The sequence below is a fragment of the Candidatus Minimicrobia vallesae genome (assembly GCF_018866205.1).
Lineage (GTDB): Bacteria > Patescibacteriota > Saccharimonadia > Saccharimonadales > Saccharimonadaceae > Nanosynbacter > Nanosynbacter vallesae.
This window is the reverse complement of the sequence record NZ_CP076459.1, coordinates 643,611-670,554: the sequence shown is the minus strand read 5'-3', so window position 1 is coordinate 670,554 and position 26,944 is coordinate 643,611. Positions and strand designations below refer to the sequence as shown.

Below are 26,944 nucleotides of genomic sequence, written 5' to 3'. Positions count from 1 at the left end.
ATGTCGATTACCGTGAAGAATGTTGGCGGTGAGTTTTCTAGTTATTTGTGTTCACGTCATGTTGGTGATACGTTGCAGATTAGCCGGGCTTACGGCGATTTTAATCCGCAAACAGAAAGTCCTTTGGTCGGAATTGCTGCGGGCTGTGGACTTAGTCCAATTTGGAGCGTTATGGCAAGTTCTAGTCAGCCGACGTTTTTATATTTTAGCCAAAAATCGCCAGAATATATGGTTTTTGAAAATGAGCTAGCGGCATCAAATATTAAAGTGAAGAAGTTCAGTACTCGCCAGCAAGTTGAAGAAAAAGATGGTTGGTTTAACGGTCGATTTAATGTGGAAAAAATTGTTCACGAAACGCCAGAAGATGCGCATTTTTTGGTCTGTGGAAGTTTGCCGTTCGTTAGAGATGTTTGGCAAAAATTATCCGCCGCCAGTGTGAATGAATTGAAAATTTCAACGGAGACGTTTTTCGAACAATGATTGGGGCGACGACTACCGTAGAATTATCATCGACAGGAATTGACGGTGATGATTCTGACGTATTTTCGTCGCTAAGAGATGGTGTCAGTGGTGAAGATCTTTTGTTTGGTATTGGCGAAACGGTGGCTGATAGTGTTGAGCAGTTTGATTTGGTGGCGGTGGCTAGCGGTGAAGCAGAGTTACCTTCTACCGAGAAAGTATCAGCGTCAATTGGTCAAACGGCATGTGCGACATGTGTTGGCTGCCCATTTCTTAGTCAGTGCGTAAAACCTCAGGCGTTAGTCATGAAACAGGAGTCGGAAAGACAGGAGAATGTATCTGATGATATGAATTCTGCGGATGAAGAGGCGATTCCTAATTTGTTGGAAATGACACCAAAACAAAGCTATTTGGATAGACTATTGGCTCCAGATGATTTCGATAGTCTGGATGAAAATGGACGCGGAGAATTGGTGTTGGCGGGATATTCAGAGTCTACCGATTATCAAGAGCCTATTATTAAAAAAGCACCTGAGCCAGTGGTATCAGAGGCGAAGCCCATAGATTTGACAACTAAAACAAATAAGTCAACTGAGAAACTCATACCGCAGGAACGAGAAGATAAAACTTCGACTAACCAGGCGGTTGAAGCTTCGGGCGAGGATGTGGACATTGAAGCAGTAGAAACGCCATTCTTTGAGTTAAAAACAGCCCCAGAAATTGCCGCTGACGATACTACAGATGCCGGGGAAGCTCTGTCAGAAAGTACTAGCGAAATTTCTGGCGAAGGGCATTTTACCGAAACAGCAGAGGCGAGTAGTCCTTCAATAGAGGTGAAGTCACACGTCATTGATGCTATTTCTGACGCAGCGCATAATGACAACAAGAAACCGACACCAGAATCCTTAGATGCGACGCTGGATTATAATAATTCTGTCGAATCGACTGACATTGTTGATAATGAGCGGCTGGTTGATACTGCAATAGTTGATGAGGCTAAGGTTGATCCTCCAAACGAGGAGATTGACATATTGGCGGCGGATCAAATTTTCACTGATACACAGGTCTTGTCAATTGAGCAACTTGACTATAGTGGTACGGCGATAGAGCGTAGTCATGGTAAGGATAATGATTTTTGGGCTGAAGAAGATGCGGTTTTCTTTATCGAACGGCAGGAGTCCTCAGTAGTAGAGTCGGAAGCGTCTTCTGCTGAAACAGTGACGATTGCGCTGCCGGTAGAAACGATTACAGTGCGTGAAGAAACTGATGACTCTGAGCCAGTGGAACAAGTAATTATTTCCACCTCACCGATTATTGAGCCAACACTTGATGTTGAGTCGGACGAGGTGGCAACGAAAATTCCAGAGGAATGTCTCGTGCTTCGTGAGGAGTTTGTGAAAATATCGGAAAAAAGCGATTTGCTGCGCAGTGATGATGAAATTGAAAGTGTAATTATGGATGTTAGTGACATAAAATCAGGCATCAACCTGTCCGGAGAGCAAGCAGAACTTAACGATATTCTGGATGATTGTGTCTATAATGGCGAAGAAAGTGTCGCGAATGGTGATGATTTGCTGATGAATACCCATCCATCATCTGGTTTATGGTCAGACGATAGTCCGCTAAATCCAGAAGAGGGGTTGGTGACAATGACTCAATCGGCTGCGGATGACTCATCATTGGTGTCGCGGCTGGTTGGTGTGTTGGTGGTGGCGATGTGTGTGGCGCGCGGCCGACAAGCTAGAGCGATTCCGAATAGCTGATGATCTTTGCGTGGTGTAAGCGATAAATAGGTCTGCGCGAAATGATAGCGCGAAGATTGGCAGCTGATGAATGGTTAAAGCCTGATATAATGAAACTATGAAAGTGCTCGACAAGCCGAAAATTGATCGTCCCCGCGAGAAGTTGGCACGTTACGGTACGGCGCGGCTGAGCGACTTGGAGCTGTTGATGGCGATTATTGGCAGCGGTAATGCTCGGGCCGATGTTGGCAAGATTGCGCGCGAGGTGCTGAAAATTTTGCGTCAAAAAGGCGGTGATGTTTCGTATGATGATTTACGTAGCGTGGTTGGTTTGGGTGAAGCGAAAATTCCGGTGATTTTGGCGAGTTTGGAACTGGCGCGGCGGTACTTGCTGGATAGCGACCAGCCAATTATTGACAGTCCAGAGAAAGCGGTTGAGCTACTGGCCGACATTCGCGACAAAAAGCAGGAATATTTTGTCTGCCTGACACTGGACGGTGCGAATCGTTTGATTGCCAAGCGGGTGGTGACTATCGGCACGCTGACCGCCAGCCTGGTGCATCCGCGTGAGGTCTTCGCCGCCGCCATCGCTGATCGTGCGGCTTCGATCATCGTGGCGCATAATCATCCGAGCGGGAGTTTGGGGGCGAGTCAGGCTGATAAAGATGTCACGAATAGGCTGGGAGAAGCGGGGAAGCTACTTGGTATTACGCTTAATGATCATATTATTGTCACGAAAACTAGCTACAAGAGCCTGATGCACTCAGAGTAAACGACCCCCAATCTGATATAATTTATCTATGAATACAAGGGAGCTTGAAAAGCAGTTGTGGGCTGCGGCGGATAAACTACGGGGTAATATTAGTTCGTCGGACTATAAATATGTGGTACTCGGGCTGATTTTTCTGAAATATGTTTCAGATGCGTTCTTGGCGCGGTACCAGGCGGCAGTCGATGAGAATTATGATCCAGAAGATAGGGATTGGTATTTAGCAGAGAATATTTTTTGGATTCCTAAGGAGGCTCGCTGGGAACATCTGGTGGAGAGTGCCAAGCAACCAGAAATTGGCGTACTAGTTGATAGCGCCATGGAGGCAATTGAACGCGACAATCCAAGTTTGAAGGGTGTTTTGCCGAAAAATTATGCTCGCGAAGCTCTAGACAAGCGCCGTCTAGGTGAGCTTATCGATTTGTTTACCAATATCAAATTTGACACTGCCAGTTCCAAAGATTTGCTTGGTCAAGTCTACGAATATTTTATGGGTATGTTTGCTGACAGTGAGGGTAAGCATGGTGGCGAATTCTACACGCCGCGCTCCATCGTGAAGCTGCTGGTAGAAATGCTTGAGCCATACAGTGGGCGCGTGTACGACCCATGTTGCGGTAGTGGTGGTATGTTCGTCTGGAGTGAGAAGTTTGTCGAGGAGCATGCGGGCCGCGTTAGCGATATCGCGGTGTATGGTCAGGAGCTCAACGAAACCACTTGGCGACTCGCTAAAATGAATATGGCAATTCGGGGAATTGACGCAAATATCAAACGCGGCGACACCTTGATGGATGACCAGCTTCCTGACCTGAAAGCTGATTATATCTTAGCTAACCCACCGTTTAATATTAGTGACTGGGGTCAAGAACATTTGCAGGCCGACCCACGCTGGAAGTATGGACTGCCGCCAAAGGGTAATGCTAACTTTGCCTGGATTCAACATATGATTCACCACTTGAGCCCGCGTGGTACGGCAGGTTTTGTGTTGGCAAACGGGAGCATGAGCAGTCAAACTGGCGGCGAAGGTGACATCCGCAAGCAGCTAGTGCTCAATGATATGGTTGACGCCATCGTCACACTGCCGAGTCAGTTATTTTTTAACGTCGCTATACCGTGCTGTCTGTGGTTTGTGTCGCGCGATCGTGCTAATCGTCACGGTAAAGTACTGTTCATCGATGGGCGTAATTTGGGTAAAATGGTCACCCGTCGTAACCGCGAGCTGACCGAAGAAGATATTGCCAGGGTAGCAAAGACATATCACGATTATAAAACTGCCAGCGCGGATTACGCTGACCAGCAGGGCTTCTGCAAAGTCGCTGATCTAGAAGAAATCAAGCAGCATGATTACGTACTGGCACCCGGTCGTTACGTTGGTGTCGAAGAGGCCGAGGAAGACGATGAGCCGTTCGCCGAGAAATTTGCTCGGTTGACGGCTGAGCTTGAAGGGCAATTTGCGAAGAGCCGTGAGTTAGAGGTAAAAATAAAAGAAAATCTTGCCAAAATAGAGAAAGAAACCAAATGATGAATAGCAACAACCCGAACAGCGAGATGGTGTTGTATGTTGGCGATGACGGCAAGCCGCAGATTCAAGCTAGGCTACAAGATGAAAATATGTGGCTCACTCAAGTGCAGTTGGCCCAGGTATTTCAGACTACAAGGCAAAATATAGGCCAACATATTAAGAATATCTACGAAGAGAAAGCGCTCGTCCCTTCGGCAACTATAAAGAAATTCTTTATAGTTCAAACTAAAGGTGATCGTGAGGTCTCAAGGAATATAGAGCATTATAGCCTAGACACGTTAATTGAGCTTGGTTACCGTGTGAAGTCAAATATTGCTACCAATTTTCGCATCTGGGCTATCTGTGAAGGAGAAGGTTAAGGGGAAGAAATGAAAGAATTAACAGATAAACAAATCCTAAGGCATTTGCACAATAATACTATTCTGCGTAACAATCAGCTGTCAATGCTTGTGAAGCTACTAAATTCATTGAAAGAAAGTACCGTTTTGGCAATTGATGGTGCATGGGGATCCGGTAAAACGGTGTTTGTAAAGCAACTACTAATGTTATCTGACAGTGCTATTCAAGATTATGGCCATAATACTCTTGACGAGAATGCAATCAACCTTTTGCGAGAAAAACAAAAAACTTTCTATTTCAATGCGTGGGAATATGATTATCTTGGCGACGCGCTCAGTGCTATGTTGCTAAAGTTGATAGCGGACGACGATGAAAGTCTGACCCAAGGCTCGATAAAGAAGGCTCTTAGTATGATAACCATGTCTGCAGGATTAAAGAACATAACCCATGATTTTATAGACATTGATAATAAGACTAGTAAGGCTGACCTTGTCAAAGCGGTAAAAGATCAAGTAAATCGACACGATACAGTAAACGAATTCATTGATAAGTTAAAAGGTGATTCCGAAAGACTCATTTTTGTAATTGATGAGCTTGATCGCTGTCGTCCGTCTTTTGCTGTCGAGTTGCTAGAGGTTGTTAAGCATTATTTTATGCGTGATGATGTGACGTTCATCATTACGACAAATGTCAATCAACTTTCACATACAATTAAGAAATATTACGGAAGTGACTTTGATGGATATGCGTATCTAAATAAATTTTTTGATTTTACGTTTGGTTTGCGTAAGTTGAGCATCGAAGTGTATGCAAGAAGCGTACTTGACTGGATGGAAGGCAGCATGATAGTTAATGGAGTTGCATTTGACGCTATAGAATACTACGGCTTTGAGATGCGTGAAATTAATTCATACTATTCATCACTTCGTTTGGTGAGTCGGTTTCTGACAAGAAATAACAACTGGAGGAAGGACCAATATCCGACACAGCTTGTGTTCGTACCTCTGGCCCTTGCGCTAAAGATAAAAAACGATAGTTTATATGAACAATTCAAATCAGGCAGAGGTGAGGGCGTACTAAGAGATTTTACTGCTAATTCATATAGTGCTCTTGGATATGCAGAAAGATTTGTATATGAGGATGGTTCAAGTTTATCGCAAGAGGAGATGAAAGAGAAGGCGGTAGATGCGTTGATAGTGGAATACAAAAATATCTTTGCTTCTGAAGGTAGGGGGCGAAGTGGCGAAAACCTACAAGATTTTGAGGAGGCGACTGCTCTCATTGGTTTATATACAACAATCTCTACAGAAAGTGATGAGCGATGATACAGACGGTTTCGTTGAGCGATATTTGTACTAAAATTACATCTGGTGGAACGCCGTTAACCAAGAGGGATGATTACTATGGTGGCGGTATACCGTGGTTAAGGACTCAGGAGGTTAATTTTGGTAATATTTATTCAACTGAAAAAACAATTACAGAATTAGGGCTAAAGAACTCATCGGCAAAGATTATCCCTGAAGATTCCGTGATTGTAGCTATGTATGGTGCAACTGCCGGCAGGTCTGCGATTAATAAGATTCCATTGGCTACAAATCAAGCCTGTTGCAATTTAATAATTGATAACAACAAAGCTGATTATAGATTCGTGTACTATTATCTTGTAAATAGTTATGAAAAACTCCTAAGCGCTGCTGTTGGTGCTGCTCAGCAGAATTTGGGTTCTAAGCAAATATCAGCTATGACCATCAATCTACCGCCACTCGACCAACAAAAGAAAATTGCCGATATTCTCAGCAGTCTTGATGAAAAAATCGAGCTCAATCGCCACATGAACGAAACCCTTGAGCAGCTTGGCCAAACCCTCTTTCGTCATTATTTTGTTGATAAAGCTAAGCAGAGTAATGGTAATATACAGACCATACCTTTAGGAAAAAAGTTTCATCCAAAAAGAGGTAGAAGTTTGCAAGCTAGAGATATGATTTGTGGTGACACACCGGTTATTAGCGGTGGACTGAAGCCAGCCGGATTTCACAATGAAGCAAATACGACCGCGCCAGTTATCACGATAAGTGCATCCGGAGCAAATGCTGGTTTTGTGTCTGTTTGGGGTGAACCAGTATGGTCGGCAGACTCTTCGTACATTGACTCAACAATTACCAAATATGTTTATACCTACTATTTATTCCTCAAGAACAAGCAAAAAGAGATATACGATATGCAAACTGGCTCTGGTCAGCCGCATATTTATCCAAAGCACATAGAGCTTTTGGAAATTGTTGATTTATCAGATTGCGAGTTTGATGATTTCGAGCAGATGGTGCGACCATTGTTTGATATGATACATGAAAACAAGAAGCAAATAGATTATTTGTCCAAAATTCGTGATTTGCTTTTACCAAAATTAATTTCCGGAGAGATTAAGATATAATGGCTAATATATTAGAACTTGATCATAAGCAAGCTCGTGCTTTTTTGCTGGACGGTAAAAGTTATGTAAACTTTGATTTGCCTGAATATTTTAACTTTGATCCAATACTTCAAGCTGTGTCAAGTAAGATGGGCGGTTATGATGTTAATTATTTTTTTGATCCAGAGGATGGTGGCCGTAAGAAGAAAGACCCACGAGATAGACATGATGTAAATAAAGTGATTTACGGCAACAAAGACGGTGAACTAGCCTGGAGGCCATTTGAGATAATAAATCCGGTTCTTTATGTAGGGTTAGTGCATTATATCACTAAAGAGGATAATTGGAGTGTTATAAAAAAGCGATTTTCTGAGTTAAGGAGGGGTTGTAATATTGAAGTTGCTAGTATTCCAGTGCAACCCTCAAAAAGAAAAGCGCGAAAGCGGAGCAAATACGTGCTTGGTGGGAGAAATTTGAGCAAAACTGTGCGGCTAAAGGTCTTGAGTTTCGATATGTCTTAGAAACTGATGTTGCAAACTGTTATGGATCAATATATACGCATTCTATTTCATGGGCTCTTCATGGTAAAGACGAGGCTTATGCTAACCGTGATAAAAAATCTTTGGGAGGTAAAATTGATGAGCATTTTCAGATGATGAATCATCGACAAACAAATGGGATACCTCAGGGAAACACTCTTTCTGATTTTATTGCTGAGCTTATCTTTGCATATGCTGATAATCTTTTAGCTCAAGCTATAAAAGATATTGATAAAAGAGAATATTCCATTGTTCGCTACAGGGATGACTATCGAATTTTTACCAATAGGCTAGATCTAGGAGCTCGTATACTGAAAGAGTTAACTGAAATTTTAGCAATACTTGGTCTTAGATTAAATGCACAGAAGACCAAAAAGAGCAGCGATATAGTCTTGAGTTCTATTAAAAAGGATAAGATCGAAGAATTATTTATACCGAATATAAAGAAAGAAAAAGATAATTTTGCAAAATGGTTAATGCAGATTTATGCAGCTAGTTATAAATATCCTAATTCAGGTATGGTGTCTCGCCAGCTAAATATGTTTCACGAGGAACTTCTTGATTACTTAGATCAAGGAAAAAGCTTACGTCATTATGAAAAACCAGAAGTTATGCTGAGTATTGTAGTTAATATGGCAATTAAAAACCCTAAATACTACAATATGGCGATGGCGGTTGCGAGTCTAACTATCCGTGGGGCGGGTGAGTCAAGGAGGGGACTCCTTGTTCAAAAAATTCTTGATAAGTTCAAGATTATACCTAACACTGGCTTATTAGATATTTGGTTGCAGCGAGTATCTTACTCTATTGATCCGGACTTGCAATTTAATGAATTATTAACCCGGTCAGTCAGTGAAAGAGCATATATTGATAATTCTATTATCTGGTGTATTGATTGGCTAAAGGACGACATAATGAAAACAGTTAGAGACACAAGTATAGTTGACGTCGATATACTACAAGGCATCAGGGAGACGAATAAAATATCTATTGATCGCCAGGAGGTTGATTTGTTTAGAGATATACCGAGTTAGGATAGTTATTAAAAGTTTATATCTAGCTCGGTCTGACCACCGTTAAAATCACTTACATCGAAACAGTCTAGTGTAATTACTTTTGTTCGCGACTCATCCATAGTATTGAGTCGTCGACAATATTTTGCCATGGTCGAGGTGTCGTCGGTGGCAACAAAATCTATACTGTGGTTTGAACATTGAGCAAGTAACTTTACGTCGTCCTTTGCTGAATCTCGCGATGTATGCTTGCCTCTAGATTCTGAATGCAGCCTGCTGGCGAAACTACCGGCTAGCTTTGAGTCATCAAGATTAAAGGGAAGAGGTATAAAATTGCCAGTATCTAGTATAGGATCGATTGAGTCTTTGTACTCATACTCTGATGCAACAATAGCAGAGAGATACATATCTATATTATTATCAATGAAATACTTATAATATTTCTTAGCTACCTCATGATTAGGGCGCGAGTTGTCAAAAAGAGTAATAAGAAAGCTAGTGTCTATTAGTACAGATTGTCTAGGTTGTCTTAGCATGATTACCTCTTACTTCTTCCACCCAGCTAACTATGTCAGGTATATCTTTCCAAGCTAGTTTAGTTCTCCAAACAAGTCTATGAGCTGGAACAAGCCATAGAAGCACTAAAGTGGCTTCTAGAACAACCAGGGTGCGACGCGCTTAAAGCGCTGGGTTTGCGTCCATAAAAATACGCAGCTCATCTTGAAGTAGTGACGAGTTGTTCTTTTTTTAAAGACTGCTTGTCACTTCATTGGAAATTATTAAGTCCCAACTGGGGCTGTTTTTTATTCTATTGACTTTTTTACTTATGTGTGATATAAATAGTACTAGCTTTTACAGACAATCCCGTCAGTAAAAGTCGCCCTTTGAACTTCACCTTTGAGAGGAGGTGAAAAAATGAGCACTTCAGACAACTGCGCGACAGATGATATTAAGGTACATGAGGTAAACCGGAAGGTTTACTTAGCCTGTCTTGTCGCCTTACTCCTGCTACCGGTCGCCATCTTCGGCTTCTATGCCTTAGACCCGGATCTGTTCTAATTTTTCCTAAGTCGCCGCTTGACTTTATGATGCGATATTCACTAATGGCAGTTTTGATTAGTGGTGTTTCTTCTACAACTATTGCGACCGAACCAGGTTTAATTGCAATTTTGACTCCATTTAAGTCAACTGACTCGTTACCACGAATAAAAATAGATACTTGTTCAATGAAATCTTTTAAAATCGGTAAAGAAACGTTGTTTAAGCTAATCTTTTCATCCATTAGCTTATCGTCAATCGAAAAATATAGACCGCCCTTACTCATCTTACCTGTTCCACCCACTTATTAATACATATCTATTATAGCACAACAAACATTATAATTCTGGGATCCAAGACAACTGGTGTATAATTGTCGCAGTATGACCGAATCTCAAATCGAACAATATGCGCTTGATATCCTAGCTAATCTCGGCTGGCAAATTCTGCATGGACCAGATATTGGTCCAGATGGTGCTATAGCTGAGCGTGAGCTCAGGCAGGTGGTATTGCCTGGGCGTCTATATAGTGCTTTGGCGCGGCTCAATCCGCACATTCCAGAACCAGCCTTGAATGAAGCGATGCGGCGGTTGACGCAGATTAGTAAACCAGGCTTGATTGAGAATAATCACGAGTTTCATCAACTGCTGGTGGCTGGTGTGCCGGTGCAATATCGCATATCAAGTGGCGAAGTAAAACACGATATTGTGCGGGCGATTGATTTTACCTCGCCAAAAAACAATGATTTTGCGGCGGTCAATCAGCTGACGGTTCTGCAGGGTGACTATAATCGTCGGCCGGACATCGTGCTGTTTGTGAATGGCTTGCCACTGGTGGTGATTGAACTAAAAAATGCGGCCGACACGAAGGCGGATTTGGTAGCGGCATATCAGCAGATTCAGACGTACAAGCGAGAGATTAGTGATCTGTTCCGTTTTAATGAATTGTGCGTAACGAGCGATGGGCTAGAAGCAGAGATGGGCACGATCACCAGCCCGTTGGAGCGAATGATGTCGTGGAAAACGATTGACGGCGAAAAGGAAGCTGGCAATGTGCCGATGTTGGAGGTATTGCTGCGTGGTGCGTGCACGTCTGAACGCTTGCTGGATATGGTGCAGAATTTTATCGTATTTGAGCGGAGTGATGGTGACAAATTGATCAAGAAAGTTGCTGCTTACCATCAATATTGGGTGGTGAATAAAGCACTTGATCGGACGCTGGCAGCCAGTAGTGAATGCGGCGATCAGCGGGCTGGCGTAGTTTGGCATACGCAAGGGTCGGGTAAGAGCTTGAGCATGGTGTTCTATACTGGCAAACTGATGAAGTCACGCGATTTGCACAACCCGACCATCGTGGTGGTGACGGATCGCAATGATCTTGATGGTCAATTATTCGGTACGTTTAGCGCCTGTCGCGAGCTATTAGGAGAAGATCCGAAACAAGCTGATTCGCGCAGTGAACTCAGGATACTGTTGCAGCGCCAGGCGGGTGGAATTATCTTTACGACAATCCAGAAGTTCTCGCCCGAGGACGAGGAGGATAGCTTGCCAGTCCTGACTGATCGACGCAATGTCATCGTGATGGCAGATGAGGCGCACCGCAGTCAATATGGCTTGAAGGCGCATGTCCGAGCTAGTGATGCTCAGCTGGTGTATGGTTACGCCAAGTATATGCGCGATGCCTTGCCGGGTGCGAGCTACATTGGCTTTACGGGCACGCCGATTGAAACGGACGATAAGTCAACGCCAGTAGTGTTTGGCGACTATATCGATATTTATGATGTCGAGCAGGCGGTGAAAGATGGTGCAACGGTGCCGATTTATTATGAGAGCCGGCTGGTTGATTTGAATATGGATGAGGCAACGCGGCAGTGGCTGGATAAGGAAGTTGATGATTTGCTGGAGGGCGAAGAGTTGAGTCGTCAGGATGCGTTGAAGGCCGAGTATGCGCAAAAGGAAGCCATCGTTGGTAATAGCGAGCGGCTGAATACTATCGCTTTGGATATCATTGAGCACTTTGAGGCCCGGCAAAGTGTCCTGGGTGGCAAAGGTATGATTGTGACGATGAGTCGCGGTATTGCAGCGGATTTGTACGAAAAAATCGTGGCGTATCGGCCGGATTGGCACAGTGACGATGACGCGCGCGGCGTGATAAAGGTGATTATTACCGGTAGTGCTAGCGACCCTGACCATTTGCAGCCGCATATTCGTAATAAACAACGGGTAAAGGCAATCGAAAAGCGCATCAAAGATCCAAATGATCCGCTTGAGTTGGTGATTGTGTGCGACATGTGGCTGACGGGATTTGATGTGCCAAGCATGCACACCATGTATCTGGATAAACCGCTCAAAGGGCATAATTTGATGCAAGCGATTGCCAGGGTAAATCGAGTGTTCCCTGGAAAAACTGGCGGTTTGGTGGTTGACTATCTGGGTGTAGCGGGGGCGCTGCGCGATGCTATTTCTGACTATACGCAAAGTGGTGGTCAAGGCGCACCGCAGCTTGATATCACTGAGGCGGTGGCGCAGATGCAGATGCGCTATGAGGTAGTACGCGATTTGTTTGGCAACTTTGACTACCAGCGATATTTTACTGCACCAACCGACCAACAGCTACAAATTATCTTGGATGCAGAGGAATATATTTTAGGGTTGGAAGACGGTGAGAAGCGGTTGAAGCAGCATGTTTTGGAACTGAGTAAAGCATTTGCATTGGCGATGCCGAGGCCTGAGGCGCTGAAAATTCGCGAAGAAGTGGCGCTGTTTCAGGCGGTGAAAGCCCGGCTGGAGAAAGTGTCCAGCTCGGCAGTGGTGACTGATGCTGAGTATCGCAGTGCGCTGAAACAAATTGTCGATAAAGCAATTGCGCCAGTTGGTGTGGTTGATGTGTTTGAGGCGGCAGGATTAGAAAAGCCGGAACTGTCGATTTTGAGTGATGAGTTTTTGGCGGAAATTCGTAACATGGAGCGCAAGAATTTGGCGGTGGAGGCTTTGCAAAAACTGCTGGCTGATGAAATCAAACTACGATTTTCGAGAAATTATGCCAAGGATACCAAGTTCTCTGACTTGCTCAATCAAGCCTTGACGCGGTATAGAAATGGGACGATTGAGGCGGCGCAGGTAATTGAGGAGCTAATCAATATCGGACAGCAAGTGCGCCAGACTGTTGAGAATGGAGCGGTCGATGGTCTAAGTGAAGATGAGATTATCTTTTTATGATGCGCTGGTTGAAAATGGCAGTGCTCGTGAAGTACTGGGTGACGCGCAGCTACGTGACATCGCAAAAGTGTTACTAGAGCAAGTTCGTCGAGATGCGACGATTGATTGGGCAGAGCGCAGGAATGTTCAGGCAAAACTGAAAGTTAACGTCAAAAAGACGCTGGCAAAATATGGCTACCCGCCAGATCAGCAGGCGTTGGCAACTGACATGGTATTAGAACAAGCCAAACGTTATAGTAACGAATGGAGCCAAAAACGCGCAGCGTATGACGCTGGCGGCGGAGCGAGTTTGCTGGATTGATAAAATAATCATGAAAATCTCCGTCCATCTCAAACCCAACTCTCACCACCGTGAAGAAGTCGTCCCGAACGATGATGGTTCTCTGACAATCTACACCAAGGCGTCAGCCATTGAGGGGCGAGCGAATCTAGCGGCAGGAAAGTTGTTGGCAAAATATTTTGGTGTGGCACCTTCACGGGTAAAATTACTACGCGGTGCAACCTCGAAATACAAGGTGTTTAACATTGATCAGTCGGACTAATTCAACCGTTGTATCGTCACAAATGAATACCCCTGCTGCTTCAGTGAGCTGAGGATACACGGCACGGCATTGACGGAAGTTTGGTGTATGTCGTGCATCAAGATGACGGCTCCAGGGCGAGCGCCAGCGACGGCACGTGAACAGACAATCTGGCTATTGCGATCAGCCCAATCCCGCGTGTCGACCGACCATAAGATTGATGACATTTTGCGTTGGCGGAGCTGTTCCAGGACCGCGCGGTTGACCGCGCCGTATGGTGGTCGTATGATGTTCGGCTTGGCGCCGACGGCTTGTTTTATGGCGTTATTTGTCTGGTCAATTTCACTAGCGAGTTGCCCTGCTGAAACCTTATTTAACTCTGGATGCGACCAAGAGTGATTACCTAATTGATGTCCGCGCGACTGCATACGGCGTAATGTATTGGCACGTGCTGAAACTTTGCTGCCGATTAGGAAAAATGTCGCCTTGGCGTCGTACTTATCCAATATGTCTAGCAGCTTTTCAGTGTATGGTCCGGGTCCGTCGTCAAAAGTTAGAGCAATTGTTTTATTTGCGACGGTAGGCGTTGGAGCTACGGGCGCTGGTTTTGGTTTTTCTGCAGGTTTGGGGATGTTGGCGAATTTTCTCGCCGTTGGATTTTGTAGATATTTAGATACGGAGGAAATTGGTACGGTAATTGTCAATTCGCCGTAAGATGATGGCAGTAGCGACGCCTGACCGAGCGGCCAAGCCAATGCATTGCCATTATTAGTGATGATAAAGTTAGACAAAGCTTCTTTATTTATGATTTCGTTCAGGTCAATTTCTGGCTGCTGGCGTTGCTTGATGGTCTGAGAAATGCTATTTTTGGCAGCGGATATGATTGCTTCGGCGGCTTCATCAGACTGTTCTGTAAAATCAGCCAAGCCGACGACTTCGCCAGATTTTTTGTCGAAAGTCCAAAATTGCGTCATTGATGCTGGATGCGCGCCATTCATATCCTGCTTAATATTGACGACAATCGACAGCGCTTCTGAAGTGTTGTATGTGACTTGATAGCCAATTGTTTCGGTCATTGGCTTATCAAAAACTGTTGCCAGTAAAACCGTATTTTGAAAATCGCGATCAATTTTATCAATCGACTCGCTAATTAAGCGATTAATCTTTTCATTTTCCGTGATCGGATATTCAATTGAAATTTTTTCCCGTTTATTATCTCTGGTGACAAATTTTGAGCGAATGCCAGAATATTTCGAATCAGCAAAATAATACTTTTCGTCAGAGGGCGCAGTCGTTTGTCGCGAGTGTGATTGATTGAGGAAATATATCCCAAATAGCCCCGCCGAAAATAGCAATATCAAAAACGGTATGATAATAAATAGTTTTTTCGATTTTGGTTTTGCTTTTTTTCTCTGAATGCGCATACTATAAGTATAGCACTAGTGTTTTGGTTTTGTTATAATTGACGATAAGTAGAGACTAGCTTAGTCAAAATTACAACAGAGAGGAATTTACGGAGTGGAACTTGAGCCAATTATAAAAGTCGATAAACTCGTTAAAACTTATGATGGAAATAATGTGGTCGACGGCGTGTCGTTTGAAGTTAAAAAGGGCGAGATATTCGGGATTCTTGGTCCTAACGGCGCGGGCAAAACAACAACGTTGGAAATGCTGGAAGCGCTCAGGCCAATTGATGGCGGCGTGGCTACAATTGACGGCATAGATGTCGCTAAGAAACCTAAGGACATTAAGAATATAATTGGTATTCAGCTTCAGTCGACGGCTTTTTATGACAAACTGACTTTGCGTGAACAATTGAAAATGTTTGGTAGTTTATATGGTCGGACAGTTGATACCGAGGCGCTGCTTGCTAAGGTTCAGTTGACGGAAAAGGCTAAGAATTATGTCGAGCAGCTTTCTGGTGGTCAAAAACAGCGTTTTGCGATTGCTTCGACATTGGTGAATAATCCGAAAGTGTTGTTTCTGGACGAGCCGACCACTGGGCTTGATCCGCAGGCGCGTAGAAATTTGTGGGATTTGATTAAGGAAATTCGCGACGAGGGAATTACGATTCTTTTGACGACGCATTATATGGACGAGGCGGAATTATTGTGTGATCGTCTGGCAATTATGGATAGCGGTAAGATTATCACAATTGATACGCCGCATAATCTTATCCAGCAATTATTGGCGCGCGGTTTTAAGAAGGAGCAAGTTGTTGAGCAGGCTAATTTGGAGGATGTGTTTATTGATTTAACAGGAAAGGCAATTCGGGATTAATATGAAAAAATATTGGATTGGAATATTTGGGCAAGTTCGCGCTCAGCAAAAGCGTTTCGTTCGAGATAAAATGGCGCTATTTTTCACTTTTCTTTTTCCGCTGATTTTTCTATTGGTTTTTGGGTCGGTTTTTAGTAATGATTCGACCAGTTTTAATATTGCAATTGTCAACAATTCGCAGACGGAATTTGCCAAAAGTTTCGTTAAAAATGCCAAAGAAAATTCGAAGGATTCGATTCTTAAAATTAAAGACGTTAAAGATATGGATGAGGCTCGCGAGAAGTTGAAGCGTTCGGAGCTTAACGGTATTATTGAGCTTCCGAGCGATTTTGGTGTGGTAAAGGGATAGTGGTAATGATGCTCTTCCGACTGGCACTGTGAGTGTTCTTTACTCCAAGGGTTCTGAGCAAACTGGTGGCGCTTTGGTGGCGGTGATGAGTCAAATTGCTGATGACATCAATATTCACCTGGGTCAGCCTTAAGCTCCGCTTAAGGCTGTTGGTAAAGCTGTTGGTGATGAGCAGTTGAAATCGTTTGATTATATGTTTACTGGGCTATTAGGTTTTAGCTTGATGAGTATGGGTATTTTTGGCTTGGCTAATCAAATGCCAGCCGAAAAGCAGCGTGGCTCTTACCGACGGTTGCGTGCAGCGCCGTTTACTTCGGGCCAGCTGATTATTTCTATGGCGATTCACTACACGATTATTTCGCTGCTCAGTTTGACGATGATGATTGTTGTCGGTATGCTATTGTTCCAGTTTAATATGCGCGGCGACTGGGGGATATTTGTCCTTATGGCGGTGCTGGCGGCCTTTATGATGGTGGGTCTGGGCCTGTTGATCGGCGGTTGGGCGAAGAATGAAAATCAATCAGCACCGCTGAGCAATCTAATCTCCTTTCCGATGATGTTCTTGTCTGGTGCGTTTTTCCCGATTTACTTATTCCCGGAATGGCTTCGGGGTGCAACTAATTTTATTCCAATGACGCCAATTACTGAAGGGTTTCGTTTGGTTATGACTGAGCACGCTGGCTTGGTTGATGTTTTGCCGCAAATCGGTACTATTGCTGTTTGGATTGTCGTTATTTACATTGCCGCAATTAAGCTTTTTAGGTGGGAGTAATTTTAATATCTTCTATCTTTGGAAAATAATGCTACAAAAAGGAGGGCGGATATGAACAAAAAAGTCGTTGCGATTATTCTTGGGATAATCATTTTGGTTGGGGCTATATTTGGACTATGGTATAACAAACGTAGTAGTGAGCAGCCGAAGACTCCGTCTACTAACGTGTCCGACTCTGCCAAATTCAAGTCAGAATATCCGCGAGTGGCGGCGAATAATCGCTTCGTTTATGCCAGCGATAAAGAAATCCTCGATATCTTTGATAACGGCAGCGGCGTGGTTTTCTTGGGCTTTCCGCAATGTCCGTGGTGTCAGCATTTGAGCGAACACGTTGATCGGGCAGCTCGGACTGAAGGTGTTGATAAAATATACTATTTGAATATTCGCGATGCTCGCGCTAGCAACAACGAAGTTTACCAAAAATTGGTCAAGAAATTAGAACCGTATTTGGAAAAAGATAAAAATGGCAATCCTCGAATATTTGTGCCTGATGTATCGATTGTCAAGAACGGCAAGATTATCGGCCGCTACAAAGAGGAATCGACTGGCGACGATAATATCACGCCAGATAAATATTGGACTAATGAAAGAATAGAGCGGACTTTATCTCAACTGCGTGGATTTATGAGTCAACTGAAATAGTGATAATTATTCGACGCCGCCGGCCTTAAGAATGCTTCTTAATCCGTTTTCGCCGCCGACGAATCCGCTGGTTTGATAGTCGTTAATAACCATATATGGCAAGCCATTCACGCCAAGCGACAGGGCTTTTTGCGTGTTGCTATCAATTTCTTTTTGGTGCGGTTTTTTAGTCATACAGTCGGAAAATTGCGATTCATTCATGCCGACATTTTTGGCGGAAGTTAGGAAATATTCCAGTGGAAGAGCAGGGATTTTTTTCGGCACAGCGACGTTTTTTACGCCGATTCCTTTATCAAAGTAATCGCTTTTAATGCGCGGGACGATATCGTGGGTGTACTGCCAATATTTATCTTGATCAGCAGCGCAAAACGCAGCGTGAGCGCCAGTTTCGGTATTGTTGGTCATCTCTTTTAATAGTGTTACTACGCGATGCTCATAACGAACTTTTCCGGATTTAATATAGTCATTTTTGAAGAATTCTGTACTGGTTGCGGCTTCGACTTCGGCGCAAAATGAACAAAAATAGTCAGTATAATCAATGAATACGTTTTTCGCGTCAGCGGATCCTTGTGACATTTTTTCATTCCATGGTTTATTATCGCCAATGTGACGATTCGGCGGGCGATTGATAATTCCATAAATAAACAAAGCTACAATTCCCACGATTACAATTCCCGAAAGAACCCAAATAAGTGCTATGCCTGATGATTTTTGTCGATTCATATTTTCTCCTGTTTAGATAATTCTGTGTACATAAAAATAATTTGACCTGATTTATATAGCGAGAATAAACTGAGCAGTAAAGCCAACAAAAGGACTATTGTGCTGGCGATATTTGCGGCGGTGGCGGCGGCAGCTCCTGAGAAAAATAGGGTTACAATTGGTAAGATTAGTGACGTTCCGCAGGGGACGCAGCCGAGTCCGATTGTTGCGGCAATTGATGCGATTCCGCTTAGTCCGACTTGTCGAGATACGGTTTTTTCATTGTCTCGATTATTCTTTGCTGTAAAAATTACAGCGGCGATTGATACACCTTGAAGAATTGACACTATCATAAGCAGTGCGCCATTTGGTGAAGTGAAACTTTGTTTGAAGATGTCTATAATCATCTGAGCCGAGCATCGCGATTTTATCGAGGATTGGTAGACGCGACATCATTAGTGGTCCGTAAAAATTGGCGTTGATTGCGAAATAAATTACCACGGCGAAGGCGACGGTTGTGACAATTGTTATTAGGAAATATTTCGGTAAACCAAGCATTCTGCCGACTCCTAAAAGCGCTGATTTGACGGATTCCTGCTTGCTGTGAATTTGGTTCATATATCTATTATACGATATTCGTAAAGGCAATTCGATCATCCACGGCAGCAACTTTTACTGTATCTCCGTCGTGAATTCGCCCGTCGATCAGTTCGAGCGCCAAAGGATCAAGCACGCGTTTTTGAATCAAACGCTTAAGTGGCCGAGCGCCGAAACTTGGGTCGTAGCCGTCTCGCGCCAACATGTCACGAACGCTATTGTCAAAATTCAGCGTTATGTCGCGACTATCTTTAACTTGGCGAACAACTTTTTCTAATTGCACGTCAACAATTGCACGCATCGATTCGGGATGAATGCGATCAAAAATCACAATGTCGTCAATTCGGTTTAAGAATTCTGGACGGAAATGACCACGAAGCGTTTCTAAAATTTGATTGTCGAGAGAGCTAATGTCGTCGCCCGTGTAGTCCATAATCATTTGCGATCCGACGTTGCTGGTCATGATGATGATGGTGTTGCTAAAGTCAATCGTTCGTCCTTGTCCATCTGTCAATCGACCGTCGTCCAAAACTTGCAATAGTACGTTAAACACGTCGGGGTGTGCTTTTTCGATTTCGTCAAACAAAACCACGCTATACGGACGTCGTCTAACGGCTTCCGTCAATTGACCGCCTTGATCGTAGCCGACATATCCTGGAGGCGAACCGATCAATCTGGCTACGGCGTGGCGTTCCATATATTCGCTCATGTCAATTCGAATCATGGCGTGCTCGTCGTCGAATAATTCACGACATAAACTGCGCGCGACTTCTGTTTTTCCCACGCCAGTAGGTCCGAGGAATAGGAATGAGCCAATCGGTCGATTAACGTCGCCGAGTCCAGCGCGTGACCTACGAATGGCGCTTGCTACGGCTGCCACGGCGCGATCTTGTCCGATGACTTGGCGGCTGATCGATTCTTCCAATTTGGTCAATTTGCTAGATTCGCTTTCCATCAATCGCTCCACCGGAATTCCGGTCCAGCGCGCCACCACGCCAGCGATATCGTCAGGCGTAACTTCTTCGCGGAGCAATCGGTCGTGAGTTGGAATTGCCGCTAGCTCTTCGCGGGCGCTTGCTAATTTTTTCTCCAGCTCCGGTAAATCGCCATATTTAATGCGGCTGGCGGTGGCTAAGTCTGCGTCGCGTTCAGCAATTTCTAATTGTGAGCGCAGATTGTCCATTTTTTCGGTAGTCGTGTTGACGGTTTGCAAAATGTCTTTTTCGTGTTGCCATTTTTTATCAATCACTTCGGCTTTTGCGCGAATTTCGGCAATTTGCTCCTTGATTTCATCTTTGCGAATATTGGCGTGATCGGATTTGTCCTTTTTCAGCGCCGCTTCCTCGATTTCCAATTGCAAGCGTCTATTGTTCAATCGATCCAGTGCAATTGGCACGCTTTCTAATTGCATTTTGAGCGAGCTGGTCGCTTCGTCAAGCAAGTCGACTGCTTTGTCTGGCAAGAATCGGTCAGGCAAATATCTGGTGGACAATCTGGCGGCTGCCACGATTGCGTCATCAGCGATTTTTACTCCGTGATGAATTTCGTATTTTTCCTTCAATCCGCGCAAGATGGCGACGGTGTCGTCAAAGCTTGGTTCGCCAACGTAAACTGGTTGGAATCTTCGTTCTAAGGCGGCATCTTTTTCGACATATTGGCGATATTCAGCGAGTGTCGTCGCGCCAATCATGTGCAATTTTCCGCGAGCCAGCGCTGGCTTTAACATATTGCCCGCGTCCATACTGCCTTCACTTTTTCCAGCGCCAACCATGGTGTGAATCTCATCGACAAAAAGAATAATCTCGCCGGCCGCTTCTTCTACTTCTTTCAGAACGGCTTTCAATCGATCCTCAAATTGTCCGCGGAAACTAGCGCCCGCCAGAAGACTGGAAATTTCCAGGGAAATTAGTCGCTTATCCTTCAGTGAAGCGGGAACGTTGCCTTTGACAATTCGTTGCGCCAACGCCTCAACAATTGCGGTTTTACCAACTCCCGGCTCACCGATGAGGACGGGATTGTTTTTAGTGCGGCGACTTAAAATCTGCATAGTGCGTCGAATTTCTTCATCTCGACCGATCACTGGATCGAGTTTACCTTCCTCGCGCTAACGCCGTTATGTCTGTACCGAATTTTTCGAGTGGTTTAGTTGTTTCTTCTTGATTCATGTTTGGTGGCATAAAATCCTCCTTTTGATTTTTAGTCCTAATTTGTTGCGCCCCAGTAAAAGACAGAATGGTGAAATTTGATGTAGCTATCATAGCAAATTAGCACTCTCAGTGCAAGAGTGCTAATAAAATAAATAGTCATTCTTATGATATGTAGTATACATAAATGATATGAATATTCTTGTCACTGGTGGCGCTGGATATATCGGCAGTCACACTATCATCGAACTATTATCATCAAATCATAACGTAGTGGTGGTCGATAATTTATCAAATTCATCCGTCGAGAGTCTGAGGCGAGTTGAAGAAATCACCGGTCAATCAATACCGTTTCACGAATTCGATTTGTGTGATCATCAGCGACTATCAGAATTATTTAAGTCTGAGAAAATTGATGCTGTGATTCATTTTGCTGGGTTGAAGGCGGTTGGTGAATCGGTTGAAAAGGCGCTTCTTTACTATAAAAATAACCTTGAAAGCACGTTGGTTTTGCTTGATGTGATGCAAGAATTTGACGTGAAGAAATTGGTGTTTTCTAGTTCGGCAACAGTTTATGGCGATCCTGCTAAATTGCCAATTACCGAAGATATGCCGTTGTCTGCTACAAATCCATACGGTCAGACAAAGTTGATGATTGAGCAAATGCTTCGCGACATTTCTGCGACGAATCAAGATTGGCAATTTACGTCTCTTCGCTATTTTAATCCAGTTGGCGCGCATCCGAGTGGTCGCATCGGGGAAGATCCTTCAGGAATCCCGAATAATCTTCTGCCGTTTGTGTCGCAAGTTGCTGTTGGTAAGCGAGACCATTTGAGCGTTTTTGGTGACGATTATGACACTCCAGATGGAACTGGCGTGCGCGATTATATTCACGTGGTTGATTTGGCAAAGGCTCACGTGGCAGCTCTGGAGAATTTGGGTCCGACCGAACGAGTATAAAGTCTATAATATCGGCACTGGTCGTGGTACTTCGGTTTTGGAATTAGTGAAGGCGTTTGAGAAAGCGTCTGGTCGCGATGTTCCGTATCAAGTTACGCCACGTCGAGCAGGTGATATTGCGGCGTGCTATGCGGACCCAGGCTTGGGTGGAAAAAGAATTAGGTTGGCGAGCAGAATTGGACAATTGAAGATGCTTGCCGCGACGCTTGGAATTGGCAGAGCAATAATCCGAATGGCTACAATGGCTAATTGCCGGATTTGGTGAAAATCTTATTTTCGTAATAAGCGGAACGTTTGGAAAGTTCTGAATTTAAGTTTTCAATTCCGCCGTATTGTTCGACTGGGGTTTTCTTTCCAGAGAATAAATTTGTGCCCAGACCTAATCGGTCGCCGTCAATTTTAACTCCCAGCGCTGCCAAAGTTGACGGATACATATCGAATGTCGTGAATTGACGGTTCTTTGAGTGGCTAGTCGAAATAGCTGGATTTATAAACGTGTTGTAGATGGTTCGTTGATAATTAGTTCCGCCGATTTTTTCGTCGTAGTATGAAGTTTGCATTCCTAAATGGTCGCCAGAAATGACAATTGTGGTGTTTTCATAAAATGGCTGAGATTTAACCCAATTGACGAATGCGGCGACTTGTTTTGAGGAGCAAGCGTGAACATTGTCGTATTGATTACTGAAGGTTTTGGCGCAGGTTTCGTCCAAATAGCTGTCGGTAAAATGCGTGTCGGCGGTTAATAATTGTAGGTTAAATGGCTTGTCTGACGCCGCCAAGCGCGAGGCTTCTTCGCGGGCAAATTGGAATAATTTTTTGTCTTCATAACCCCACCAAACTTTGTAATCTTCGGAGATTTTTCCGTGTTTTTTGTCGTAATTGTAATCTTCGATATTGAAGTTGCCGTGTTGAGTTAATAATTTATCGCGTCCGCCAAAACTTGCTTCAGAGCCCATAACAAATGTTTGATTATAACCTTGTTTTTCTAAAATCTCACCAATACTATAAGCGCCTGGCAAGAACTTTTTAAACTCGCCCAGTGCATTATGGTCGCGTCCGCCAACCAAGTTTTCTTTCAGTGGAACGCCAGCAGATTGCGCAGCCATTCCTGCCACGGTCCAGCCAGTGTTTGTTGCAGGCAAAGCGCCGCCGACACCGGATGCTTTGTTTGAGAATGAGGTATTTTTTAACGCCAATTCTTCCAGCTCTGGAATGATGGAGGTTTCGGAGCTGCCGCCATTAGCCTTTGACGCCAAAGTGTTTTCCATTGACTCTAAATAGATGTATATTAAGTTGCGCTTTTTCTCTGGAAAAGTCAATTTGGCGGTTTTTGGATTGACGTAATTTTCTTCGTATAATTTGGTCGATTGGGTCAGGGCATAAATATAGTTAGGGATGCCGAAACTTTGAATCAGAAGGACGATTGCAATTAAAAACATACTCAGCGAGTAAATTGCTTGATTTCGTAATCTCAAAAACGGCAAGGTGAGTTTTCGTGATGATTTGATTTTTTTCAAGCAAAAGGCGATCATGTGGTTGATTAATGAAGATGACGATTTGTCGAACATTGGGATTAATAAAGTGCCGAATAATAGGAAAACCAGCGGAAGATTTTGCAGGACGGCCGACCATAAATTGTCAGATTTGCCACCAGCTAATCCGTTGACGAAATAAAAAATTATCTCGTCGATTTGCGAATTTTTAAAGACGATATATTTATAGCGCGCCGCAATTAAGCAAAATGCCGCCAAAAAAAGCAAGATGATTGATATTGATTTAATCCAGAAACGTTTGGTAAATTTAATTTTTCTCACCATTCTATTATATCACTTACGTTTTTTGCGGATGAAGGGGTATAATAAAAGCATGAGCAAGAATAAGACGCGCACATTCGGAATTAGTTGGTGGATTGGACTGGTTTTATTTGCGGGGATGATTTGTTTGATGTTGGGCGATATTTTACATCGAGATGGCGTAATTGGCTCAAAAACTGATGTTTTGGTAATGGGTACGAATGCTGGATTTAAGCCGTTTGAATATATTGATAATAATCAAGTGGTTGGCTTTGACGTTGATCTGGCGAGGGAAATTGCTAAAAGCTTGGGCAAAGATTTGAAGGTCGAAGATATGTCGTTTGATGGGCTACTTCCGGCGCTGGATAGTGGGCAAATTGATATGGTGGCGGCTGGAATGACAGTGACACCTGAGCGAGAAAAAATGCGTTGTTTTCAGATCCGTATTATTCGGCTTCACAGAGAATAATTGTTAAAAAGGGCAGTCCGATTCGTAATAAATATCAATTGCCAGGGCGAAAAATTGGTGTACAGCTGGGCACGACTGGCGATACTTTGGCGTCTAAAATTGCTGGCGCATCAGTCACACAATTCCAAACCGCGCCGAGTGTTTTGCAGGAATTAAGTTCGGGAAAAATTGAAGCGGTTATTCTGGACGACGCTCCCGCAAAGCAGTATTCGGCTGGATTTTCTGACTTAGAAATCTTACCGGGCGCGCTCAGCGATGAAAGTTATGCGATTGCTATTAAAAAGGACAATAAAGACCTCTTGGAAAAGGTTAATAAAGAAATTGCCAAGATGAAAAAAGATGGCCGCTATGAAAAATTAATCCGCAAATATTTTGGCGAGGAGGCTAAATCGTGAATTTTTGGGAAGTGATTTTTGGCGGCGGTCGATGGCTATTTTTATGGCATGGATTAGAAGTGACGCTGGTTTTGACCGTGTTGTCGCTGATTTTAGGATCGGCAATTGGTGTGCTTGTCGCCCTGATGCGTACGTCGAATTTACGACCATTTGGCAGGATGAAAACGAGTAGACTCGCGAACTTTAATCCGCTGGCTAGTCTGGGAAAAATTTATGTCGATATTATTCGTGGTACGCCACTTTTGGTTCAGCTGTTGATTATGTATTACGTCGTTTTTGGGTCGTATTAATTTATGCTGAAGATTTTTGTGGCGGCGGTGGCGTTCGGGATAAATAGCGGTGCGTATATCGCTGAGATTATTCGTGGCGGAATTCAGAGTATTGATAAGGGGCAAGTGGAAGCGGCTAGGTCTTTGGGTTTGAGTAATTGGCAGGCAATGCGGCTGGTTATTTTGCCGCAAGTGATGGTAAATTCATTGCCGGCGTTGATTAGTGAATTTATTGCGCTGTTGGCAGGAAACTTCGGTTAGTTGGTTGGATTGGTCTGAATGATATTATGCGGGGTGCGGACAATATTCGTTTTCAGACGGCGACAGCTTTTCAGTCGCTATTTGCCGCTGCGGCGATGTACTTAATTTTGACGGCGATTTTTACGCGAGTAATGGCGCGAGTAGAAAGGAAATTGAAGGATGACGATGATCAGCGCGTTAAAAACTTGAAAAAAACGTTCGGCATACGAATCGAGTTCTTCGTGATATTGATGTGGAAATTGAAGAGGGCGAGATTGTGGTGGTGGTTGGCTCGTCTGGTTCTGGCAAGTCGACATTCTTGCGCTGCCTGAACTTACTGGAGGAGCCGACTTCGGGCGAGATTATTGTTGATGGAGTGAAAATTACTGATCCTCACGTGAACTTGAACGCGTTGCGTCAGAATATTGGCATGGTTTTTCAGCAATTTAATCTGTTTCCGAATTTGAGTGTGATTGAAAATATTAAATTGGCTCCGAAAAAACTGCGTAAATTTTCAGATCAAAAAGCGACAAAATTGGCGCGAAGTTTATTGGACGATGTTGGATTATTAGATAAAGCGGACGCTTCGCCGAATAGTTTGTCTGGCGGTCAAAAACAGCGAGTAGCAATTGCGCGGGCGCTAGCGATGGAGCCGAAAATTATGCTTTTTGATGAGCCGACTTCAGCGCTAGACCCAGAGATGATTGGCGAAGTTTTGGACGTGATTAGGAAAGTTGCCAAAAAGGGAATGACGATGGTAATCGTTACGCACGAGATGAAATTTGCCCGTGAAGTTGGGACTAGGATGATTTTCTTAGACAAGGGCGAGATTATCGAAAATGGGACGCCTGAACAAGTTATGGATCACCCGAAAACTGAGCGTGCTAAAAAATTCTTCGCTAAATAGTCTGAGTGGCCTCGCTATAATTCGCTTAGAACTGGGACTTCTGTCAATTTGTTAACTAGCTGGTCCAGGTTAACCTCTGTCAGATAGCTTGGTAAAATTCGCGTGGTTTTTGGATCAACAAAGCTGCACTTGGCTACTTCCTCGACGCCGTGCGATGTTTTCTCTAGGTCAATGTTTTGGTAATCTTGCCAGTTGGTGATGAGGAAGAAAAATTCCAATTGTTCGTTCGGGCCGTGTGTGCTGATTGTTCGCCTGATTCGGCGAATTGTTGTATAAATAACAACTTGCCGATTTCTGGTTTGACGCCTGTTTCTTCAATCATTTCTCGGCGTAGGCCGTCGAGCAAGCTTTCGCCCATTTCTAAGCCGCCGCCCGGCGTACACCAAAAATTACGCCCTTTGCCATTATTGGCGGTCAATTGTTGGCAGAAAATTTCGCCGTTTTCATTGATAATAATTCCGCGTACGTTTACTCTTCGTCGCATAAAACCTCCTTTGATTGCTAATAGCCAGAGGTTCAATTTAGTTTGAACGTATGCCCAATAATTTCATGGTCGGGGTGACTGGATTTGAACCCCGGCGACCTCACCGTCCCGAACGGTGCGCGCTGTCGAGCTGCGCCACACCTCGACGCTAAAAAAACAGTATAAAACTAACAGATATTTTTGTCCAATTGTAGTTTTTTAAATTGATGTCGACTAGTCAGTCCTCAAAAATGATATAATATAAGGGTGGACTTAGATAGTTAAAGGACTATAAATGAAACATATTTTATGAATTTTTAGAGACTATTGGTTGCTGTTTATTATCTTGATTGGATTCACGTATGGCGTTGTGATGGCGAATTTGTGGCTGTCGG

25 protein-coding genes, 1 tRNA gene and 4 pseudogenes are annotated in these 26,944 nt (G+C 43.9%); 22 read left to right on the top strand and 8 right to left on the bottom strand.

Annotated features, from left to right (window positions below):
- From KOY49_RS04605 to KOY49_RS04565, 9 genes are all read left to right on the top strand, one after another.
- Positions 1-480: a ferredoxin--NADP reductase gene (locus tag KOY49_RS04605; protein ID WP_232736172.1), complete on the top strand. Its 480-nt coding sequence runs from the start codon at positions 1-3 to the stop codon at positions 478-480.
- A complete protein-coding gene (locus tag KOY49_RS04600) occupies positions 477-2,222 on the top strand; it encodes a hypothetical protein (RefSeq protein WP_232736171.1) in 1,746 nt (581 codons plus the stop codon). The genes KOY49_RS04605 and KOY49_RS04600 overlap by 4 nt, the downstream gene beginning before the upstream one ends.
- A gap of 97 nt (positions 2,223-2,319) precedes the next feature.
- Positions 2,320-2,973, top strand: coding sequence for a RadC family protein (gene radC / locus KOY49_RS04595; protein WP_232736170.1), 654 nt, complete (start codon positions 2,320-2,322; stop codon positions 2,971-2,973).
- Between the two features lie 28 nt (positions 2,974-3,001).
- Complete coding sequence (locus KOY49_RS04590; RefSeq protein WP_232736169.1) at positions 3,002-4,489, top strand: class I SAM-dependent DNA methyltransferase; 1,488 nt, start codon at positions 3,002-3,004, stop codon at positions 4,487-4,489.
- Positions 4,486-4,848 carry a RhuM family protein gene (rhuM, locus tag KOY49_RS04585; RefSeq protein ID WP_052198876.1) on the top strand — a complete coding sequence of 121 codons (363 nt, stop codon included), beginning with the start codon at positions 4,486-4,488 and terminating at the stop codon, positions 4,846-4,848. The genes KOY49_RS04590 and rhuM overlap by 4 nt, the downstream gene beginning before the upstream one ends.
- Positions 4,849-4,857: 9 nt before the next feature.
- Positions 4,858-6,153, top strand: coding sequence for a KAP family P-loop NTPase fold protein (locus KOY49_RS04580; protein ID WP_082001358.1), 1,296 nt, complete (start codon positions 4,858-4,860; stop codon positions 6,151-6,153).
- Complete coding sequence (locus tag KOY49_RS04575; RefSeq protein ID WP_232736168.1) at positions 6,150-7,259, top strand: restriction endonuclease subunit S; 1,110 nt, start codon at positions 6,150-6,152, stop codon at positions 7,257-7,259. Before KOY49_RS04580 ends, KOY49_RS04575 begins: the two co-directional genes overlap by 4 nt.
- Positions 7,259-7,759, top strand: coding sequence for a hypothetical protein (locus tag KOY49_RS04570; protein ID WP_138074105.1), 501 nt, complete (start codon positions 7,259-7,261; stop codon positions 7,757-7,759). Before KOY49_RS04575 ends, KOY49_RS04570 begins: the two co-directional genes overlap by 1 nt.
- Positions 7,690-8,811: an RNA-directed DNA polymerase gene (locus KOY49_RS04565; RefSeq protein WP_138074104.1), complete on the top strand. Its 1,122-nt coding sequence runs from the start codon at positions 7,690-7,692 to the stop codon at positions 8,809-8,811. Before KOY49_RS04570 ends, KOY49_RS04565 begins: the two co-directional genes overlap by 70 nt.
- 8 nt (positions 8,812-8,819) lie before the next feature.
- Here the strand turns inward: KOY49_RS04565 and KOY49_RS04560 are convergent, their stop codons facing one another.
- Together KOY49_RS04560 and KOY49_RS04555 are read right to left on the bottom strand one after the other, a co-directional pair.
- The gene (locus KOY49_RS04560; protein WP_039327853.1) at positions 8,820-9,326 is read right to left on the bottom strand and encodes a type II toxin-antitoxin system VapC family toxin; all 507 of its coding nucleotides are present in this window, start codon (positions 9,324-9,326) and stop codon (positions 8,820-8,822) included.
- A 413-nt stretch (positions 9,327-9,739) separates the two neighbouring features.
- Positions 9,740-10,114, bottom strand: coding sequence for a hypothetical protein (locus KOY49_RS04555; protein WP_232736167.1), 375 nt, complete (start codon positions 10,112-10,114; stop codon positions 9,740-9,742).
- Positions 10,115-10,211: 97 nt separating this feature from the next.
- Between KOY49_RS04555 and KOY49_RS04550 the strand changes: the two are divergent.
- Positions 10,212-13,347: pseudogene (locus KOY49_RS04550) on the top strand (type I restriction endonuclease subunit R).
- A complete protein-coding gene (locus KOY49_RS04545) occupies positions 13,313-13,588 on the top strand; it encodes a DUF167 domain-containing protein (protein ID WP_232736166.1) in 276 nt (91 codons plus the stop codon). Before KOY49_RS04550 ends, KOY49_RS04545 begins: the two are co-directional and overlap by 35 nt.
- On the opposite strand, the gene KOY49_RS04540 is transcribed toward KOY49_RS04545, so the two are convergent.
- Complete coding sequence (locus tag KOY49_RS04540; RefSeq protein WP_232736165.1) at positions 13,585-14,991, bottom strand: polysaccharide deacetylase family protein; 1,407 nt, start codon at positions 14,989-14,991, stop codon at positions 13,585-13,587. The two genes, KOY49_RS04545 and KOY49_RS04540, sit on opposite strands and share 4 nt — an antisense overlap.
- A 94-nt stretch (positions 14,992-15,085) precedes the next feature.
- Here KOY49_RS04540 and KOY49_RS04535 point away from each other — a divergent pair, with 94 nt between their 5' ends.
- The 4 genes from KOY49_RS04535 to KOY49_RS04520 all read left to right on the top strand — a co-directional run bounded on the left by KOY49_RS04535 (position 15,086) and on the right by KOY49_RS04520 (position 17,610).
- A complete protein-coding gene (locus KOY49_RS04535; RefSeq protein WP_232736164.1) occupies positions 15,086-15,847 on the top strand; it encodes an ABC transporter ATP-binding protein in 762 nt (253 codons plus the stop codon).
- A gap of 1 nt (position 15,848) precedes the next feature.
- Positions 15,849-16,196 carry an ABC transporter permease gene (locus KOY49_RS04530; protein ID WP_232736163.1) on the top strand — a complete coding sequence of 116 codons (348 nt, stop codon included), beginning with the start codon at positions 15,849-15,851 and terminating at the stop codon, positions 16,194-16,196.
- 175 nt (positions 16,197-16,371) lie between these two features.
- Positions 16,372-16,968, top strand: a complete 597-nt coding sequence (locus KOY49_RS04525) for an ABC transporter permease (protein WP_232736162.1) — start codon at positions 16,372-16,374, stop codon at positions 16,966-16,968.
- A gap of 51 nt (positions 16,969-17,019) precedes the next feature.
- The gene (locus KOY49_RS04520; RefSeq protein ID WP_232736161.1) at positions 17,020-17,610 is read left to right on the top strand and encodes a hypothetical protein; all 591 of its coding nucleotides are present in this window, start codon (positions 17,020-17,022) and stop codon (positions 17,608-17,610) included.
- A gap of 6 nt (positions 17,611-17,616) precedes the next feature.
- On the opposite strand, the gene KOY49_RS04515 is transcribed toward KOY49_RS04520, so the two are convergent.
- Complete coding sequence (locus KOY49_RS04515; protein ID WP_232736160.1) at positions 17,617-18,333, bottom strand: DsbA family protein; 717 nt, start codon at positions 18,331-18,333, stop codon at positions 17,617-17,619.
- Positions 18,334-18,432: 99 nt separating this feature from the next.
- Between KOY49_RS04515 and KOY49_RS04510 the strand changes: the two genes are divergently transcribed.
- Entirely contained in the window at positions 18,433-18,648 is a 216-nt protein-coding gene (locus KOY49_RS04510; RefSeq protein ID WP_232736159.1) for a hypothetical protein, read from the top strand.
- Positions 18,649-18,937: 289 nt separating this feature from the next.
- On the opposite strand, the pseudogene KOY49_RS04505 reads toward KOY49_RS04510, so the two are convergent.
- A pseudogene (locus KOY49_RS04505) lies at positions 18,938-21,065 on the bottom strand (ATP-dependent Clp protease ATP-binding subunit); the annotation flags it as partial.
- Positions 21,066-21,245: 180 nt separating this feature from the next.
- On the opposite strand from KOY49_RS04505, the pseudogene galE reads away from it, so the two are divergent.
- Positions 21,246-22,262: pseudogene (gene galE, locus KOY49_RS04500) on the top strand (UDP-glucose 4-epimerase GalE).
- Here galE and KOY49_RS04495 read toward each other — a convergent pair.
- The gene (locus tag KOY49_RS04495) at positions 22,259-23,827 is read right to left on the bottom strand and encodes an LTA synthase family protein (protein WP_232736158.1); all 1,569 of its coding nucleotides are present in this window, start codon (positions 23,825-23,827) and stop codon (positions 22,259-22,261) included. The pseudogene galE and the gene KOY49_RS04495 sit on opposite strands and share 4 nt — an antisense overlap.
- Here KOY49_RS04495 and KOY49_RS05485 point away from each other — a divergent pair.
- The 5 genes and pseudogenes from KOY49_RS05485 (at position 23,775) to KOY49_RS04465 (ending at position 26,086) form a co-directional block, all read left to right on the top strand.
- Positions 23,775-24,670 (top strand): annotated as a pseudogene (locus KOY49_RS05485) (basic amino acid ABC transporter substrate-binding protein). The gene KOY49_RS04495 and the pseudogene KOY49_RS05485 overlap by 53 nt on opposite strands.
- Positions 24,667-24,960, top strand: coding sequence for an ABC transporter permease family protein (locus tag KOY49_RS04480; RefSeq protein ID WP_232736155.1), 294 nt, complete (start codon positions 24,667-24,669; stop codon positions 24,958-24,960). Before KOY49_RS05485 ends, KOY49_RS04480 begins: the two are co-directional and overlap by 4 nt.
- Positions 24,961-24,963: 3 nt before the next feature.
- Complete coding sequence (locus KOY49_RS04475; RefSeq protein ID WP_232736154.1) at positions 24,964-25,200, top strand: ABC transporter permease subunit; 237 nt, start codon at positions 24,964-24,966, stop codon at positions 25,198-25,200.
- Between the two features lie 26 nt (positions 25,201-25,226).
- Positions 25,227-25,511 (top strand): ABC transporter permease family protein, encoded by a 285-nt coding sequence (locus tag KOY49_RS04470; protein WP_232736153.1) that lies wholly within the window; start codon positions 25,227-25,229, stop codon positions 25,509-25,511.
- Positions 25,427-26,086, top strand: coding sequence for an amino acid ABC transporter ATP-binding protein (locus KOY49_RS04465; protein WP_232736571.1), 660 nt, complete (start codon positions 25,427-25,429; stop codon positions 26,084-26,086). The genes KOY49_RS04470 and KOY49_RS04465 overlap by 85 nt, the downstream gene beginning before the upstream one ends.
- A gap of 163 nt (positions 26,087-26,249) precedes the next feature.
- Here KOY49_RS04465 and KOY49_RS04460 read toward each other — a convergent pair whose 3' ends face one another.
- Both KOY49_RS04460 and KOY49_RS04455 read right to left on the bottom strand, forming a co-directional pair.
- Positions 26,250-26,570 carry an NUDIX hydrolase gene (locus KOY49_RS04460; protein WP_232736152.1) on the bottom strand — a complete coding sequence of 107 codons (321 nt, stop codon included), beginning with the start codon at positions 26,568-26,570 and terminating at the stop codon, positions 26,250-26,252.
- A 66-nt stretch (positions 26,571-26,636) separates the two neighbouring features.
- Positions 26,637-26,715: transfer RNA gene (locus tag KOY49_RS04455), tRNA-Pro, on the bottom strand.
- Positions 26,716-26,944 lie beyond the last annotated feature (229 nt).